Origin of the sequence: Evansella clarkii (assembly GCF_002019695.1) — a bacterium.
GTDB classification, from domain to species: Bacteria; Bacillota; Bacilli; order Bacillales; family Salisediminibacteriaceae; genus Evansella; species Evansella clarkii.
In genome coordinates this window covers 2,863,471-2,880,029 of the sequence record NZ_KV917376.1, presented here as the reverse complement: position 1 = coordinate 2,880,029, position 16,559 = coordinate 2,863,471, and the positions used below count along the sequence as shown (strand labels likewise).

12 protein-coding genes and 2 pseudogenes are annotated in these 16,559 nt (G+C 42.3%); 1 reads left to right on the top strand and 13 read right to left on the bottom strand.

What is annotated here, in order from left to right; genetic code table 11:
* Positions 1 to 110: 110 nt before the first annotated feature.
* The 6 genes from priA to BK582_RS13335 all read right to left on the bottom strand — a co-directional run bounded on the left by priA (position 111) and on the right by BK582_RS13335 (position 6,879).
* Positions 111 to 2,537 carry a primosomal protein N' gene (priA, locus tag BK582_RS13360; RefSeq protein WP_078595513.1) on the bottom strand — a complete coding sequence of 809 codons (2,427 nt, stop codon included), beginning with the start codon at positions 2,535 to 2,537 and terminating at the stop codon, positions 111 to 113.
* The gene (gene coaBC, locus BK582_RS13355) at positions 2,534 to 3,745 is read right to left on the bottom strand and encodes a bifunctional phosphopantothenoylcysteine decarboxylase/phosphopantothenate--cysteine ligase CoaBC (RefSeq protein WP_078595512.1); all 1,212 of its coding nucleotides are present in this window, start codon (positions 3,743 to 3,745) and stop codon (positions 2,534 to 2,536) included. The genes priA and coaBC overlap by 4 nt, the downstream gene beginning before the upstream one ends.
* 964 nt (positions 3,746 to 4,709) lie before the next feature.
* Positions 4,710 to 4,916, bottom strand: a complete 207-nt coding sequence (rpoZ, locus tag BK582_RS13350) for a DNA-directed RNA polymerase subunit omega (RefSeq protein ID WP_078595511.1) — start codon at positions 4,914 to 4,916, stop codon at positions 4,710 to 4,712.
* Positions 4,917 to 4,920: 4 nt separating this feature from the next.
* Positions 4,921 to 5,532, bottom strand: coding sequence for a guanylate kinase (gene gmk / locus BK582_RS13345; RefSeq protein WP_078595510.1), 612 nt, complete (start codon positions 5,530 to 5,532; stop codon positions 4,921 to 4,923).
* A 136-nt stretch (positions 5,533 to 5,668) separates the two neighbouring features.
* Entirely contained in the window at positions 5,669 to 5,929 is a 261-nt protein-coding gene (gene remA, locus BK582_RS13340; RefSeq protein WP_078595509.1) for an extracellular matrix/biofilm regulator RemA, read from the bottom strand.
* 74 nt (positions 5,930 to 6,003) lie between these two features.
* The gene (locus BK582_RS13335; RefSeq protein ID WP_244895388.1) at positions 6,004 to 6,879 is read right to left on the bottom strand and encodes a YicC/YloC family endoribonuclease; all 876 of its coding nucleotides are present in this window, start codon (positions 6,877 to 6,879) and stop codon (positions 6,004 to 6,006) included.
* Positions 6,880 to 7,210: 331 nt separating this feature from the next.
* Here BK582_RS13335 and BK582_RS13330 point away from each other — a divergent pair, with 331 nt between their 5' ends.
* Positions 7,211 to 8,935, top strand: coding sequence for an Rqc2 family fibronectin-binding protein (locus BK582_RS13330; RefSeq protein WP_078595507.1), 1,725 nt, complete (start codon positions 7,211 to 7,213; stop codon positions 8,933 to 8,935).
* A gap of 65 nt (positions 8,936 to 9,000) precedes the next feature.
* Here BK582_RS13330 and BK582_RS13325 read toward each other — a convergent pair.
* From BK582_RS13325 to BK582_RS13300, 7 genes and pseudogenes are all read right to left on the bottom strand, one after another.
* A pseudogene (locus tag BK582_RS13325) lies at positions 9,001 to 9,921 on the bottom strand (IS3 family transposase); the annotation flags it as partial.
* Positions 9,876 to 10,547, bottom strand: coding sequence for a helix-turn-helix domain-containing protein (locus BK582_RS13320; protein WP_088035827.1), 672 nt, complete (start codon positions 10,545 to 10,547; stop codon positions 9,876 to 9,878). The pseudogene BK582_RS13325 and the gene BK582_RS13320, both read right to left, overlap by 46 nt.
* A 341-nt stretch (positions 10,548 to 10,888) precedes the next feature.
* A complete protein-coding gene (locus tag BK582_RS27830) occupies positions 10,889 to 11,362 on the bottom strand; it encodes a GNAT family N-acetyltransferase (RefSeq protein ID WP_167553357.1) in 474 nt (157 codons plus the stop codon).
* Positions 11,363 to 11,368: 6 nt separating this feature from the next.
* Positions 11,369 to 11,785: pseudogene (gene fosM / locus BK582_RS27825) on the bottom strand (FosM family fosfomycin resistance protein); the annotation flags it as partial.
* A 165-nt stretch (positions 11,786 to 11,950) separates the two neighbouring features.
* A complete protein-coding gene (locus BK582_RS13310; RefSeq protein WP_244895387.1) occupies positions 11,951 to 13,780 on the bottom strand; it encodes an ABC transporter ATP-binding protein in 1,830 nt (609 codons plus the stop codon).
* A gap of 13 nt (positions 13,781 to 13,793) precedes the next feature.
* Positions 13,794 to 15,545, bottom strand: a complete 1,752-nt coding sequence (locus tag BK582_RS13305; RefSeq protein ID WP_078595504.1) for an ABC transporter ATP-binding protein — start codon at positions 15,543 to 15,545, stop codon at positions 13,794 to 13,796.
* 357 nt (positions 15,546 to 15,902) lie between these two features.
* Positions 15,903 to 16,559: a class I SAM-dependent methyltransferase gene (locus tag BK582_RS13300; protein WP_078595503.1), complete on the bottom strand. Its 657-nt coding sequence runs from the start codon at positions 16,557 to 16,559 to the stop codon at positions 15,903 to 15,905.

Genomic DNA, 16,559 nt, shown 5'->3' with positions numbered 1-16,559 from the left:
TGGGGGGGGGGGGGGGGGGGGGGGGGGGGGTGTTCCAGCGGTTAGCTGGCGCACCTTCCCGGAAAAATCAGCTGCAATAATTAGTCCTCAGGTAATATCTTCGAATAACATTAGAACATCATATATGGATTGGTATCTATAAAAATAGATAGTTCGCTTTTGCTCATTTCTCCTTGGTATGTTTTCAAAATTTCCTGGAGGACAGAAGTTAGTTTTGGTTCGACTTTATATTTTACCATGCATTGGTAACGATATCTATCTTTGATACGGGGGATTGCCGACGCAACAGGTCCGTATATGAGAGTGTTTTCTGAGAATGAACTTTGCAGAAACTTACTGATTTTTTCCGTGACTTTTACTGCGTTATTCAAATCAGTATCACTTACATGAATAATCGCCAGATAATAATACGGCGGGTAGCCAGCCTGCTTCCTGACGCCCATCTCCCTGTTAAAAAAGGTAACATAATCATGCAGAACCACATTCTGAATACTGTAATGTTCCGGAGTGTATGTCTGGATAATAACTTCCCCGGGTTTTTCATGCCGGCCCGCTCTTCCGCTAACTTGAGTAAGAAGCTGAAACGTCCTTTCAGATGAACGAAAATCAGGGAGATGGAGCATGGAATCAGCTGCAAGCACACCTACCAGTGTAATATTAGGGAAGTCCAGCCCTTTCGCGATCATCTGCGTTCCTAATAATACATCCCCTTTTCCGGCACCAAAATCGCTGAGCAGCCTTTCATGGGATCCTTTCTTTCTGGTTGTATCCACATCCATTCGGATAATTCTAATTTCAGGAAGAACTTTCCGAAGCTCTTCCTCTACCTTTTGTGTTCCAGATCCGAAAAAGCGAATGGAACCACCCTCGCATTCCGGGCATCTCGTAGGGATTGTTTCCGTATGGCCGCAGTAATGGCATTGCAGAGACTGGGTTGTCCGGTGATAAGTAAGAGATATATCACAATGAGGGCATTCAGCTACATATCCACAGTCTCGACACATGATAAACGTAGAATACCCGCGGCGGTTTAAAAAAAGGACAATTTGTTCGTTTCTGTCAAGTCTCTCCTTAATGCCGTCAATGAGTGCGTTGGAAAACATGGAACGGTTTCCTTCCCGGAGCTCCTGTCTCATGTCAGTAATTTTCACAGCCGGGAGTTTGACATCTTTCACCCGCCGCTCCATCGTAAGGAGATGGTACACACCTTTTTTTGCCCGTGCGTAACTTTCCAGAGCAGGAGTGGCACTGCCTAGAATGACCGGGCAATTGTAAAATCTGCCTCTTGTGATAGCGACTTCCCTTGCATGATATCTTGGTGCTTCTTCCTGTTTATAGCTCGTCTCATGTTCTTCATCGATGATAATCATACCGAGATTTTCAAAAGGGGCAAATATTGCCGATCTCGCCCCTACAGCTACTTTAACTTCTTTCTTTCTGATTCTGCGCCATTCATCATACTTTTCTCCTTTCGAAAGAGCACTGTGAAGAACAGCAACCTCAGAGCCAAAGCGTTCCTTAAACCGGGTAACCATTTGTGGTGTCAAAGAGATTTCAGGCACTAATACGATAGCTTCCTTCCCCATGGAAAGAACCCTTTCTATGGACTGCAGATATACTTCTGTTTTACCGCTTCCAGTGACGCCGTGTAGGAGAAATGTTTCGTGCCTTCCCTCAGTAACTGCCTCATGTACCGGCCTGATTACCTGGTACTGTTCCTCAGTAAGAGGCAGCGCTTCGGTGGTATGGAATTCCCTTCCTTCATAAGGGTCTCTGAGGAACTCTGCTTCTTCCTGCTTCAGAACCCCTTTCTCTGTAAGGGATTTTACAGTACTTCTGGACGTACCGCTTTTCTCAATTAATTCAACAACCGGTATCTCTTCGCTATGTTCAATAAAATGCTGGATAAGCTCCCTCTGTTTTTTTGCATTCGCTGAAAGTGTGGTCAGGTAGTCTTTTAGCTTCTCTTTTGAAAGAGCCGGCTTTACTACGATGAGTTTTTTTCTTGTTTCCTGTGTCCCTACTACTGGCTGAAGCTGGAGAATTCCTTGTTTTACCGATTTAAGGAGAAGTTTTGTTTCTTCAGGAGACATCTTTTTTAAAAGCTCATCCATATCTCTTATCGCTTCATTCTGAAAAAGAGGTTTCAGCTCAGCAGGAAGATTACCGAAGCTGGAACCTTCAGGAAGCATGACTTCCTTCCTGTACTTTGCCCGCATAGCAGCAGGGAGCATTACCTTTAATACTGAAATATGGAAGGAAAGCGTGTCATCTCTTACCCATTCTGACAAGGAAAGTAGCTCCCTTGTCAGTGGGGGCTCCACATCTACAAGATCTTCTATTTCTTTTAGTTTTTTTATGTTATATCCGCTCGTTTCACTCACACCCATAACGAATCCCTGTACTTTTCGAGGACCGAATGGCACAATTACACGTATTCCAGGGACGACAGAATCCTGAAATCTGGGAGGTATGAGGTAATCAAACTGCCTGTCCGTCTGATTAGCAGCCACATCCACGATAATTTTTGCAATCATCGCTTTTCCTCCGAGTGAATCGCCATTGCCTCGTCGAGAATTTTTTTGGCTGCCTCTGTTTTGGCAGTCATTGGTATGTGAATCACCTCTCCATTTCTTTTAAACAGAGTTAATTCATTTGTATCTCCCTGAAAGCCGGAACCAGGTGCCGTAATGGAGTTAGCCGCAATCATATCGACCCGCTTAGATTCTATTTTTTTCTTCGCATAAGTTTCTATATCGTTAGACTCGGCAGCGAAGCCTATGAGTGTCTGATGAACACGCTGCTCTCCGAGGGTTTTAAGAATGTCTTTCGTACGTTCCATTTCAACGTTCAAGTCTCCCTCTTTCTTTTTAAGTTTCTGTTCATATGTTAGCTTTGGCCTGTAGTCAGCTACAGCTGCCGCTTTTATGACAATATCAGCATCTTGAAACCGGGAAGTTACCGCCTGGAACATCTCTTCAGCAGATTCGACGGAAATTCTGTTTACCCCATGAGGCGTAGCCAGGCTGACAGGTCCGGAAACAAGAGTAACATCAGCTCCTCTCGCCGCTGCTTCTGCCGCAATAGCAAATCCCATTTTTCCCGAAGAACGGTTAGTAAAGAAACGGACCGGGTCCACAGTCTCCCTGGTAGGCCCTGCAGTAATGAGTATTTTCTTCCCGTGCCAGTCGGGATTTTCAACTTTGATAAAGTGATGCTTGACCATTTCAAGAAGATCCTCCGGCTCGGCCATTCTGCCTTTCCCTTCATAGCCGCAGGCAAGATAGCCCTCGTTTGGTTCGATAAATGTGTATCCAAACGAACGCAGTGTTTCCATATTTTTTCTTACTGCGGGATGGTCGTACATATGTACATTCATTGCAGGAGCAAGCATAACAGGTGCCGTTGTTTTCAGAAGAATGGTAGTTACCATATCATCAGCAATGCCGTTAGCCACTTTACCGATCACATTAGCTGTCGCAGGCGCAATCAGGACAAGATCCGCCCAGTCCGCCACATCCACGTGTGCTATTTTTGAAGGGTCCTTCTCCTCAAATGTATTTGTATAAACACGGTCACGGGAAAGTGCCTGAAAAGTTAACGGTGTTACAAATTCCATTGCTGACTCTGTCATTGCTACTTTTACACTGAACCCGTTTTGTATTAGTTTACTGGTTAACGCCGCAGCTTTAAACACAGCGATTCCGCCTGTTACACACAGCAGCACATTTTTTGTTTTTTCCACTATTTTCGCCTCCAGAAATTCCTCGTAATCTCTTAATTTACACGATACCGAAAAAAACAGCGAATGACAATCAAGAAAAGCGCAAGCGTCTTGGTCACGAGCGACACTCTTTACCTGCGACGAGTAACCGCAGGAGCAAATGCGGCCTGCGTTAGCTTCGAAGCATAAATTTGGGCCGAGTAACCGCAGGCCCAAGCACTGCCTCTTCCTCTGCGAGTACAGCACCGGAGGGTATACGTCGAGGCAACTCGCAGCGTTTCAAGAGGCTACGCTCGTTGAACAGCTTACTCGAAGATGCATTACGGAAGCCGCTCTTTGGTTTCAAGTGCTCCTGCGATTACTCGTCGCAAGGCAGCAGAGATGCAAATTCAGGTAGTAGCCTGCCTGAAGTGACCTAGAGTAGCTGTCTCTTCCTCTTCTAGTAGCGCTTTGGGGCGTATCCGTCGAGACAACTCGAAGTATAGTCGTGATATAAACGCTCGTCGCTGGAGCTAGACAATTATCTTGGAAATTTACACTTTCTTATTTTTATAAGAAAAGCGCAAGTGCCTGTGCTTTCTCCGTGGTCCGACGCTGTCTTCCATAGGCGACACGAAGTCACCTGAGTTTTTTACGTAAGTAAATGAATGTTATATCTAGGCTTTGAATAAAAAAATGTACATTACTTTTCGATTGCAGCGTAAGACGGCGACTCTGGCGGGAAAAGCATGAAAAGCTGAAAATCCATTTTTGACGGCGTCAGCCGTCAAAAATTAGTTGAAGCCGTGCCCGCAGAAAGCGTCCGTCTGTAGCGTAAATCGTTCAATAAAGTAACATTTTAAGATAGATATCGTTTTAAAGATGAAATCTTGAATTATGAATTTGATTCAAGTGCAAAAAAAGACTGTTTTCACTACTGCGTAAAGCAGATGGAGTGAATACAGCCCTGGTATTACGGTTATTTAGCTTCTGGCTTACAACAAGTTTATTCCCCTTCTTGCTTGTATGTCAGTTTTTCGGCGTCGATTTCCTCTAATGCCATTCCTACAAAATTTACTGATTTGGATTTCTCTGTTTTCTGGTGCATTTCAGGATTTTCCCTGAGCTGTCTTGCCCGGTGAGCCGAAACAGTCACAAGAGTGTATTTTGAATCGATCTTTCTCATCAGTGAATCAATAGATGGGTTTAACATAAGATCACTCCTCTACAAGTTCTTTATATTTGTCAATGAGACGTTCTTTCTTGCAGTTTTCTGCGGTAACAATCGCTTTAATACGTTCCACAGCGGCAGAAACCTCATCATTTTCCACTACATAATCGTATTTATCCATGAGCTCGATTTCTTCTTTAGCGATGGTCATACGGCTGTCAATTAAATCCTTTGTTTCAGTGCCTCTTCCTTCAATTCGTTCCCTTAAAACCTTAAGGCTTGGAGGCATGAGAAAAATGAAGACACCTTCAGGAAAATTCTCTTTAACCTGGAGTGCTCCCTGTACTTCAATTTCCAGAATTACATCCTGGCCTCTTGCAATAACTTCCTCCACATAGTTACGGGGAGTACCATAATAATTATCCACATATTGTGCCCATTCCAGGAGTTCATTATTCTCAATCATGCGTTTAAATTCTTCTTTTGACTTAAAATAATAGTTTACTCCGTCTTCTTCTCCTTCACGGGGAGATCTTGTAGTTGCGGAAACAGAGTATTGTATATGCGTATCCTGCCTGCGCAGCTCTCCGCATACAGTTCCCTTTCCAACACCGGACGGACCTGAAAGAACGATGAGCAGTCCCTTATCTCTTTTCATAAAAACCTCCAGCCTTCTTTATACCGTTTCTTTGTCACTCCATGTTTTATCATTTTTTTCATAAAAATTCAAGCCTATTCACCTGAAAATAAAAATGGCAATGCCATCGGCTTAACCGATGGCATTATCTGTTCTCTTATTCTTCAGTGTCGTCTTCACGGCTGAATACTCGCTGGGCCACAGTTTCCGGCTGTACAGCAGATAAGATAACATGATCACTGTCAGCGATAATTACAGCTCTTGTTCTTCTTCCGTAAGTAGCGTCAACAAGCATGTTTCTGTCTCTTGCTTCCGTAATAATCCGCTTAATAGGTGCAGATTCCGGACTGACAATGGAAATAATTCTGTTAGCAGATACGATATTTCCAAACCCAATATTTATTAATTTAATATCCATAGTAAAAGTCCCCCAAATGTTTCTATTTTTATTTTTTTCTAATCTGAAGTAACCAATCATATTTCAGTGATAATTTATTCGATATTTTGAACCTGTTCACGTATTTTTTCCAGTTCTGACTTAATTTCCACTACATGCTTGCTAATAGTGACATCATTAGACTTGGAACCAATAGTATTCGTTTCACGGTTCAGTTCCTGAACGATAAAATCAAGCTTTCTTCCAACAACCTTTTCGCTGGTGATTATTTCATTAAATTGCTTCAGATGGCTCTGTATTCTGGTAAGCTCTTCCTCTATATCACTTTTATCTGTATAAACTGCAACCTCTGTCAGTATTCGTGACTCGTCAATTTCCAGGGCTGATTCAGTATAATCCCGTACCTTTTTCGTTAATCTCTCCAGATAACTTTTTTGAACAGCAGGCGCGAACTTTTTAAGCTCTTCCGCCTTATCAGTGAGACGCCCTACCCGTTTATGTACATCTTCATAAAGTTCCTGGCCTTCCTTCTTTCTCATCTCCACGAGCTGAAGAACAGCATCCTCTGCCGCAGAAACAACAAGGCTCTTCAATCCTTCATCCACTTCATCCGATTCCTGAATTTCCACTACGGCGTCATTTGCCAGCATACTGTTCAGCGGGAAATCAGCGCTGCCGCCGAACTTCTCTTTCATTTCCGAGAAAACAGAGTGGTACTGGCTGAGCAGGTCCCAGTTAACAGCGAGCGACCGGTTAACAATCCCTTCTCCGCTGATATTAATAAATACATCCACTTTCCCTCGTTTTACGAATCGGCTGATCGTTTTTTTCAGCTGATCTTCGAGAAAGAAAAACTGCCGGGGCATTCGAATATTAATTTCGCAAAAACGATGATTTACAGCCTTCATTTCCACTGTAATCTGACAATTGGCATTCTCCTTCAGGGAGCGCCCGTATCCTGTCATACTCATTATCATTTCTATCACATCCACATTACTATTTTATACGTTTTTCCGCTTCACAACAAGGGAAACAATAAGATTGGCCTAATAAAAGTAATTTTTCCGGGCTTTTTTCCATTACCTTTATAATCATCTTTATGGAGATTATTTACATATTATCTGACAAAAAAGTATCTCGCAACACATAACAAGGGAACTCTGATTCATACACACTTATTTTCTTGATAGAAAAGAAAAAGGCATCTTCTGTTATTGTAATAATGATAACTTTGCTATAATAAGGCTTGTATTATAAACATGTTAAAAAGTTTAACCGCTTTTTTTAACTGGAGGTGCTTTTATGTCTTTTGATGGCATTGTCACACGTGCGGTTACAGAAGAGCTGCAGCAGCTCGTTTCCGGCCGGATCGTAAAAATACATCAGCCATATAAAACAGAACTTGTAATAACAGTAAGAGCAATGGGAAGAAACAGTCATATTTACCTGTCTGCCAACCCAACATTTGCAAGGTTTCATATAACAGAAGAAAAATATGAAAATCCGAAAGAACCTCCAATGTTCTGCATGCTCCTGAGGAAGCATCTTGAAGGAAGTATTCTGGAAAACATTGAACAAAAAGGACTTGAACGGATTGTCACCTTTTCATTCAGGGGGCGCAATGAGCTTGGTGATGTTTCTTATAAAAAGCTGATCATCGAATTAATGGGACGGCACAGCAATATTTTATTTGTTAATACGGAAGATAATATGATTATAGACAGTATAAAACATATTCCTCCTTCCCTTTCAACCTACCGGACAATTCTGCCGGGCCAGCAGTATAAAGAGCCTCCCCACCAGGATAAACTAAACCCGCTGGAAATTTCAGAAGACGAAATAAGAAGCAAATTAAATTTCTATCAGGGAAAAATGGACAAACAGTTAATCGACACGTTCAGCGGACTTTCCCCGCAGATTGTTCGTGAAATCCAGACAAGAGCCCGCTTCTCCAATCAGGAGACATTGCCGCCAGCCTTTATGGAAGTGCTGGAACCTGTTAAAAATAACGAGTATGTTCCACATATGATTATTGACGATAATTCAGAATCTTTCTCAGTTATTGAACTGACTCATAAAAAAGGGGAACGGAGATATTTCGATTCTGTCCACAAAATGCTCGATCGTTATTTTTACGGAAAAGCTGAAAGAGACCGTGTTAAACAGCAGGCAAACGACCTGGAGAAGTTCCTTCGCAATGAATATAGCAAGAACAATAAAAAAATCAAGAAGCTTAATAAGACACTTTCCGATGCTGATAAAGCACAGAAGTACCAGCGATACGGGGAACTGTTAACCGCCCATATGCATCTTGTTAAAGCAGGGGACAAAGAGGTTGAGGTAACTGATTATTATGATCCTGATCAAAAACAGGTGAAAATACCTTTAGATCCGTATAAAACACCTTCGGATAACGCACAGCAGTTTTTTAAAAAGTATCATAAACTGAAGAATTCGGTTGCAGTAGTGAAAGAACAGATTGAGAAGGCAAAAGAAGAAATGGTCTATCTCGATCAGCTTATTCAGCAAGTGGAAACTGCCTCACCTAAAGATATTGAAGGCATTCGTGAAGAGCTCGCGGAAGAAGGGTATATTAAAAAACGTGTATCAAAAAAACAGAAGAAAAAGAATGATAAACCGACTCTCGAACATTATGTTTCCTCTGAAGGAATAGACATTTATGTAGGAAAAAACAATAAACAAAATGAGTATTTAACTAACCGCCTCGCAAGGCAAAATGACACCTGGCTCCACACGAAAGATATACCAGGTTCCCATGTTGTTATACGCAGCCTTGAGTTCGGTGAAGAAACACTGAAAGAAGCAGCAAACTTAGCTGCATACTTCAGTAAGGGGCGCCAGTCTGGCCAGGTACCTGTTGATTACACATTGATTCGCCACGTGAAAAAGCCAAGCGGCGCAAAGCCAGGTTATGTAACTTATGATAATCAGACGACACTTTACGTCACTCCTGATGAAGATCTTGTCCTGAAGCTTAAAAACCGAAAGGCTGTACAGAATAACTAGAAGTGAAAGCACCGCAGAAATGAACAGCACCCCGTCAAGTAGACAGCTGAAATAATAAAAATGTATTAAGCGGCCTTAGCTCTGTACTCACAGGGACTGAGGCCGTTTAGTTTTTCCTGGTAACGGTCATGGTTATAGAACTGTATGTAGTCATCAATGTCTTTTTGTAGTTCCTCGAAAGTATTGTATGAACCAAGCCTGTATTTTTCACACTTCAATTTGCCCCAGAACGACTCCATCGGGCCATTGTCAATACAGCGGCCAACACGGGACATGCTTTGCTTCATATTCGCCTGTTCGATCATTCTCTTAAAAGGATGGGAGGTGTATTGAAATCCTCGGTCACTGTGTAACAGTGCCTGTGAATCAGGTGCTGCCTTCAGAGCTTTTTTCAGCGTTTTAAACACGAGCTCATTGTTGTTTGATTTACCAAGTACATAAGAGATCACGCTGCCATCATGGAGGTCCATAATGGCACTGAGGTAAGCCTTACGGTTACCATACTTCATTTCTGTCACATCAGTTACCCACTTCTGGTTTGGGCGATCTGCCTGGAATTCGCGATTCAGTACATTTTCAGCTGTATGCTGGGGTGAAGAGTATTTATAACGGCATTTCTTACGACGAATGACAGACAAGAGGTTAGCACTTTTCATAAGACGGAGAATACGTTTATGGTTCAAAGGCTCCTTAAAGATCCGGTTCATCGAAATCGCCATTCTCCGATAGCCATAAATACCCTTCAACTTATGTTGAAGAAGAGTCATCTCTTCCATAACTCGTCGATTTAATTTCTCTCTGGCCGAAGGTCTGCGATTCTTCCATTTGTAATATCCCTGCCTGGAAACATGGGCAATGTCACAAAGTAACTGGACAGACATATTTTCTTCCGTGCTGAGTTCGTATATAGCAGTGTACCGGCTATGGTACCGGGTCTCACTCAATACCGCCTCCTTTCGATCTCCTCCAACTTTTTTAAGAACGCATTTTCCGCACGAAGACGCTCGTTCTCTATTTTCAGCTTCTTCATTTCTTTTTCTTCTTTTGTCATTTCTTTTTCCGTTCTTTGCTTTCCACGATTATCCTGAAGAGCTTCTTCCCCACCTTGAAGGTACTTTCTTACCCAGCTGTAAATCTGTGCATAAGAAACCTTGTGAATCTCCACTGATCGGGCATAATCTTTCCCATGAGCCAAACAGTCTTTAACGATTTCAACCTTTTCCTCGAAACAAACCTTCTTTCCCTTGGTCATAGAGCGACTCAATCCTTTCCTGTCATCCTTAAGTGCTTTATGACCATTATAAAGCTCGACCCATCCCATGAGAACCGATCTAGTTGAGATCCCATATTTCCTTATAACTTCATTTTGTGAAAATCTGCCGGAGAGATAGTCACGAACGGCTGCCTGCTTTAGTTCGGCTGAATAAGATGTATGACTCCTTATTGGTTCCAGGCTCTCAGCGCCGGACTCTTCATACAGAGCCCTCCAATTCCTAATGGTTCTTGCATTAAGACTATATTTTCTGGCTACCTCTTCACCAGGGAGGTCCCCTTCGTTATATTCAGCGATAATCCTAAGTTTTTCTGATGCCGTAAAGTCTTTTCTAGACACAAAAACTCCCCCAAAGGTAAACAGATTTTGTTTATTTCATCTGTCTACCTTTGGGGGAGCATATCAGAAATGGATATAGCCTGCGGTGCTTTTTATTTGGATAATGTATTTCAGGGTTTGAATATAAAAGGTGGAGCTGATATAGCAATCAGGGGATAGGTACCATTCTACACTCTCTCAGAGTGGGATTTTCTGTCAAGGGTAGCAAAGCGCTCTTTCGTTACCTCTCTCGGAGAATTCCTCTTCCTCAGGGTACAAATCACACACCCTTTCGTTACTTCATTAAGTCCTGCTCCTGTTACTCGTTGTATAAAAAGCTTACATAGATGAAAGCTCCAGCTCTACAAAACCCTTTCAAAAACAACCATATGCTCCGCTTTAATGCCGTCTTCATAAACCGGCTCAGGGTACTTATTAAAGTATCCTTGCCTGATTTCAGCCATTCTGAAGCCTGCTTTTTGATAAAATGCCAGATTACTAATACTGGAGTTTGCTGTTCCAACAATCATTCTTTGAAAACCCATCTCTTTATACAGCCTGCATCCTGCCTCAATCACTTTTTTACCTGTACCTTTCCCTCTAAACTCCGGGGCAATGGCAATATTTTTAATTTCCACTGTATCTCCTGGATCGAAAACAAACAGGACCACACCTGCCGTATCTCCGTTAAGCATAATGGAGTACATATCTCCTTCATAAATATATTGATTAATGACCTCTTCATTTTCATCGGCAAGAAGCAAAAAGTCAGTGAAACTCTTTCTATTATCCGTTGCCACTTCTTCTAACCGAACTTCAGCCTGATGACTGTCCATATCCCTGAAAAACTCCATATGCTTTTTTTCCTGTTTGTAGTAATCCAGTCTGTCCTTTAACGTTCCTGTATGGAATTCAAACTTATGTCCATCCGCATCGGTAAAATAAACAGAACGTTTATCCTTCTTATGGCGCGGCCTGCCAGTGAGAATATTTACGTTTAACTCTTTAAGTTTCTCATAATAATAAAGAAAGTCACCTTCCTCGACAGTAAAAGCAATATGTGTATATGAATCTCTTATTTCATTTCTTGGAATCTCTTTTTCTTCGTTTAAAGCAAGCCATAATCCATTCAGATCAAAATAAGCTGTCGTCCTTCCTTTAACAAGAAGCTTAGCCCCGAAAACCTCTGAATAAAACTTCACTGACTGCTCCAGATCAGATACAGAAAACAATAAATGATTAATACCTTTTATAGACATTTCAGCACCTCGTTGCACCAGTTTTGATTTTTTAAACTCCCGAATTCCTGTGTTTTTCTTTTCTTATTTGTTTATGGGCTGCAGCCTCTCCAATGCCATTTCTCCTGTACATCTTCATATAAACAAAACACATAAAGCATACAGCTCCATGTGTCTCATTGATAATCATCCCGCATTTAGTACTTTGAACTGGGCCTTTACGAGAGAATAGTATTCTCCTTTTTGCTTCATTAGCTGTTCATGATTTCCCTGTTCGAGAATGTTGCCTTGTTCAAGAACGATGATGTTATCCGCTTCCCTGATCGTTGACAGCCTGTGGGCAATCATGATCGCCGTACGGCCATGAAGGAGTTTTTTCAGTGCTTCCTGGATAACCTGTTCTGTTTCAGTATCAATTGACGCTGTCGCCTCGTCTAAAATTAAAATTTGCGGGTCGGCAAGGAGCGCTCTTGCAAAGGAAATCAGCTGCCTTTCACCGACAGAAAGAACATTTCCTCTTTCCTCCACTTCTGTTTCATAGCCGTTTTTCAGCTGAGTAATGAATTTGTCAGCGCCAACTATTTTAGCAGCTTCCATGATTTCCTCATCCGTCGCATCAGGGCGCCCAAAACGGATGTTGTCCATAATAGTACCGGAGAAAATAAAGGTGTCCTGAAGAACGATACTTACTTTTTCCCGCAGACTGTCAAGTGTTATATCTCTTAAATCATGGCCGTCAATGGTTACCCGGCCATTTGTAGGGTCGTAAAAACGCGTTATTAAGTTTACTATGGTAGTCTTTCCGCTGCCGGTATGTCCTACGAGGGCAACTGTGCTCCCCGCCTCCATCTTTAAATCGATCCCTTTTAGCGCTTTACGTTCTTCATCATAGGCAAATTCCACATTTTCAAAGCGAATCTCACCTTTAATATTATCCAGTTTTTTCGCTTTTTCCTTTTCAGGTACAGAAGGCTGTTCATCGAGGAATTCAAATATACGTTCCGACGATGCCATCCCGACAAGCAGCTGGTTGTAAACCTGGCCAAGACGGGAAATAGGCTCCCAGAACATTCCGATATATAGGGCGAATGCGAAAAACTCACCTATCGTTATATTGCCGCCCTGGATCAGGAACACACCGTACCAGAGAAGGACTGCTGTCCCGATGGCACCGCTCATTTCCACAAACGGACGAAACATAGCATTTTTTTGCGTTGCCGTTCTCCAGGCTTCAAAGTTCTCATGATTCATTTTGTTAAAGAAACCAATGTTTTCCTTTTCCTGTGTATAAGACTGTGTTACACGAATTCCCTGTATACTTTCATTCAGGTGGGAATTAATCATTGCCTGTTTTATCCTTACATCCTGCCACGAACGGCGAATGTTCCGGCGCAGTTTCGTAGAGATGAAAAACATGAGCGGCAGCACGACCATAATAGCCAGTGTCAGCTCCGGACTGATCATAAACAACAGGAAGATTATACCGATCAGCAGGATAAGATCCATCAGGAGGTTGATTACCCCATTAGTAAATAAGTCCTGAAGTGAATTGACGTCGTTGGTAATACGTACCAGGATTGACCCGGCTGAACGCTGGTCAAAAAAACGATGGGAGAGGCGCTGTATGTGGTCAAACAGCGCCTTTCTCAGGTCGAAAATAATATGCTGCCCAACTTTATTCATATAATAAATTCTGATTGCGTTACCGGCCCAGGATATAAGGTACATACCTGCCAGCACAGCCACCATAATCCAAAGGAAATTCAGATCCTGGTTTTCGATTATATTATCAAGCGCGTAGCTTCCGATTAATATTGGCGCAAACAGGCGGACTGCTGTGGCAAGCATCATCCCAAAAACAGCCATCGGCAGCAAGGTTTTCCCGTAAGGCTTCATATAGCCCAGCAGCCTCGTCATCTGCTTCCAGTTAAACTGTTTTTCTATCGCCTGATCTGTTGAATAATGGAACCTCTTCAGCGTCCTGTCTTCTGTATTGCTGTTAGTTTTTTCAGACAAGCTTTCCGCCCCCTTACCTTGCTTCCTGCAGGAATGTATTTCGGTCTTTAAACTGTATATCGTAAATACGGCGGTAGTGACCGTCCAGGCCGACAAGCTCATCATGTGTGCCCCGCTCGGTTATTCTTCCGTTATCAAGTACAATAATTTCATCCGCATGCATTAATGAGGAAATCCGGTGGGCAATAATGAAAGTGGTTCTCCCTTTCATTACTTCTTTAAACGCTGCCTGTATTTTTGCTTCTGTCTCCATATCTACAGCACTCGTTGCGTCATCGAGAATAAGGATACTCGGATTAATGCAAATAGCTCTTGCTATAGCGATTCTCTGCTTCTGCCCGCCGGACAGGCCCATTCCACGTTCGCCAAGAACAGTATCATATCCCCGGGGCATATCCATGATAAAATCATGAGCCTGTGCCCGCTTGGCTGCATCAATAATCTGGTCCATGGAAGCATCTGGGGCTCCGTATGAAATATTATCTTTTATGGATGAGGAGAACAGAAAGGACTCCTGCAGAACTACCCCAATATTATGTCTGACAGACTTTAAGGAATAATTCTTCAGTAGATGGCCGTCAATTAAAATCTCTCCCCGGCTCGGCTCATAGAAACGTGATATCAGCTGAGTGATGGAAGTTTTACCAGAACCTGTAGCACCGATTAATCCTATCGTTTTTCCAGGCGGAGCATCAAAACTGATATTTTTCAGTGCCAGTTCATCTTCACTGTCATAACGGTGAGTCACATCTCTGAATTCCACATGCCCTACCAGACGGTCAGCCTCAATCGCACCAGGCTCATCAAATATATCTTCTTTTTCGTCCAGTACCTGCAGCAGACGCTCACCTGATGCTTTTGACTGGGAAAACATGTTGATGATAAATCCAAGGTTCATCAGCGGACCGATAATATACCAGATGAGGCTGAAGAAGGCGACAAGGACTCCCGGGTTGAGCTGCCCGGTGATAACAAGCCATCCGCCGTAACCGAGAAGAACAACAACACAAATATGGCCAATGAGCTCCATAACTGGAAAATACTTTGCCCAGATACCGGCTGTATAAATATATTTGTCTTTATAATCATTGTTTTTATCTTCAAAACGGCCAATCTCATAGTTTTCCTTAGATAGTGATTTCACAGTGTTCATCCCGCTTATGTTTTCCTGAGCTTTTGTGGTCATGCTGGCTAAGGATTTACGAATGCTTGTAAACGCAGGATGAACCTTCTTATCAAACTGGTATACCGTCAGCACCAGGAACGGCATAGCCCCAAGCGTTAATATAGCAAGGCTCGGGCTGTAGAAAAACATGATACCCATACTCAGGCTGACGAGCATTACGATATTTATTAACTGTGCGCACCCAAATGATAAAAAGAATCGGAATGCTTCCACGTCAGCTGTGAGCCGGGACATGAGATCCCCCGTGCGGGCGTTATCATAATACCGGAAAGGCAGAAACTGAAGCTTTCGGTATAAAGCATTCCGCAGCTCGTATACGGACTTAATGCCGAAAAGATCTCCTAAGTACTGATGAAAGTATACAGCTACACCTTTCAGAGCCATCAACACTAAAAATCCTATTGATACATATGGAACGAGATTATAGTTCTGACCAATAATAATTGTATCTATCGTTATCTGCAAAATTATCGGATAAACTACTGTTATACCAGTCACTGCGAGCAAGGTCAGAATGGAAACAATAAAATAACTCTTAAACGGCCAGTAAAATTCCTTCAGTCGCTTAAATGTATCCATACAGGCACCTCCTATTCTGTTTTTTGTTAAATACTTTCACTGTTGATTGAGTAAAACTTTAAAAAATTCAGAAATCAAATTAGGCAGTTTACCTAAAAAAAGGTAACATTAATAATATATCGATTTCCGAAATATTTTACGAGCCTCTTTATTTGCTTTATAAGACCATTTCAATGAATATTGAGGCAAATCAAACAGGTTACAATCGGAATTTTCAGTTTATCTTCTTTTTACTCCTCTTTAAACAAGTTTGCACGACCGCTGCTGAAATTTCACACTTTCCTCTGGTGCAAAAAAGGCCTCCCGAATCGGGAAACCTTTTTTCGTCTTATGTACAGCTTAAAAAAGGCAGAGCCTCTATTTTACTCCGAAACTTAGCAGAGCGATGTTTTCAAGATAAGTCTTCTGGCGAATTTGTTTAAAACGATATTTTCTGAGTAGACTTTCAAGGTCTTCGTCATTAAAACTCAGCCGCTTTTCAGTAATCTTGCCCCACTGCTTAAGGGCATTTTCTTCTTCTTTTTCAAGCTGCCACTGCTCTGCAAGCTTATGGGCCTTCTCCAGGTTAAGTTTTTCTGATGGATTAATGAGAGCGAGCAGACCGCCTGGCTTAAGTACTCTGTACATCTCCTTGAGCGCAGGCTCCGGGTCAGGCAGTAGAAATATTACACAAGTGGACAGGACAATATCGAACTTGTTTTCAGAAAAAGGAAGTTTTTCCGCATCTGCTGTCTTAAAAACAGGGTTGTACAAAAGAGGCTTTCCCTCCGATAACTCAGCCGCACGATTAACCATCCCTTCAGAGATATCCACTCCGTAAATTTTTGTAGTGGAATCAGCCCCGCGAAGCAGGAGCCTCCCGGTACCGCAGCCTACATCAAGGACAGATTTCTCTTCCCAGGTTCCTGTTTCTTTAAGAAGTTCTTCATGCACTTTTACAAGCCACGAACTGCATGCCATCCTGTCAAAAAAATCAACCAGATTATCAAACTCTTTTCCTGAAAACTTCCGCAA

Coding starts and splice junctions, on each gene's coding strand:
- BK582_RS13335 (WP_244895388.1), bottom strand. CDS start 6,879: ATGAGTATGACAGGATACGGGCGCTCCCTGAAGGAGAATGCCAATTGT.
- BK582_RS13330 (WP_078595507.1), top strand. CDS start 7,211: ATGTCTTTTGATGGCATTGTCACACGTGCGGTTACAGAAGAGCTGCAG.
- rpoZ (WP_078595511.1), bottom strand. CDS start 4,916: ATGTTAAACCCATCTATTGATTCACTGATGAGAAAGATCGATTCAAAA.
- BK582_RS13305 (WP_078595504.1), bottom strand. CDS start 15,545: ATGGATACATTTAAGCGACTGAAGGAATTTTACTGGCCGTTTAAGAGT.
- priA (WP_078595513.1), bottom strand. CDS start 2,537: ATGATTGCAAAAATTATCGTGGATGTGGCTGCTAATCAGACGGACAGG.
- remA (WP_078595509.1), bottom strand. CDS start 5,929: ATGGATATTAAATTAATAAATATTGGGTTTGGAAATATCGTATCTGCT.
- BK582_RS27830 (WP_167553357.1), bottom strand. CDS start 11,362: ATGGACAGTCATCAGGCTGAAGTTCGGTTAGAAGAAGTGGCAACGGAT.
- gmk (WP_078595510.1), bottom strand. CDS start 5,532: ATGAAAAGAGATAAGGGACTGCTCATCGTTCTTTCAGGTCCGTCCGGT.